Source organism: Mesorhizobium sp. M7D.F.Ca.US.004.01.2.1 (assembly GCF_003997785.1).
Lineage (GTDB): Bacteria > Pseudomonadota > Alphaproteobacteria > Rhizobiales > Rhizobiaceae > Mesorhizobium > Mesorhizobium loti.
In genome coordinates this window covers 1-696 of the sequence record NZ_RZRQ01000731.1, presented here as the reverse complement: position 1 = coordinate 696, position 696 = coordinate 1, and the positions used below count along the sequence as shown (strand labels likewise).

Sequence of the window (696 nt, the reverse complement as noted above, 5' to 3'; positions counted from 1 at the left end):
GAGACAGACCTTGAGCGGTCATATGCCGCCGGACATCGTCTTTTCGGATTTGCGCATGCCCGGCGTCAGCGGCATATCGATCTATCGCGAGCTGCTCGCCGAAAAGCCCGACCTGGCGCGGCGTTTCGTGCTGGTCACCGGCGACCTGATCGGCGCGAAAGCCGAAATCGAGGCCCTGCCGGCACAGCAGCGGCCGCAGATCCTGGAGAAGCCGTTCAGTACGCTGGATGTGCGCAGCGTGCTGTCGGCCATCGCCGAACAAGCGGCAATAAAAGGATAAAAAAGCGGCCCCCAACCGACGTCGCGGCGGGAGCCGAAAGGAGCGCTGGAGGCGCTCGGGGAGGGTCAGAGCACGATCCCCAAAGTGGGAACCGGTTTTCGGGATCATGCTTCGACAGAAATCAGAAAATGTTCGGCGTACTGGTCAACGGCGCGGCATTGGCGATCATGCGGATTGCGCGGCTCTTGTGTGCTCCGGACTGCTCGGCAATGGCGCGCAGGCAATCGATGCTCTCGGCGCCCCAGGCCTGGCCCTTGCAGGCGAAGTCGGTCACCGGCATCGGCAGACGCGCGGTCCTGGTCGTCGTCTGCGCACCCTGGACGAGGTTGGCAGGCGGATTCAACGAAGCGAAGGCCGGCCCGATTGTCGGCGTGAACGCCATGCCGGTGAAGGCGCAAGCAGCCAGCACCATGAAC

The 696-nt window shown here is 63.8% G+C and carries 1 protein-coding gene and 1 pseudogene; one reads left to right on the top strand and one right to left on the bottom strand.

The features are described 5' to 3' along the window. Positions 1-280, top strand: a pseudogene (locus EN993_RS36495) (response regulator); the annotation flags it as partial. Between the two features lie 121 nt (positions 281-401). Here the strand turns inward: EN993_RS36495 and EN993_RS36490 are convergent. Beyond that, positions 402-696, bottom strand: a 295-nt coding sequence (locus EN993_RS36490) for a hypothetical protein (protein WP_127266288.1), incomplete at its 5' end; no start/stop codon positions are given.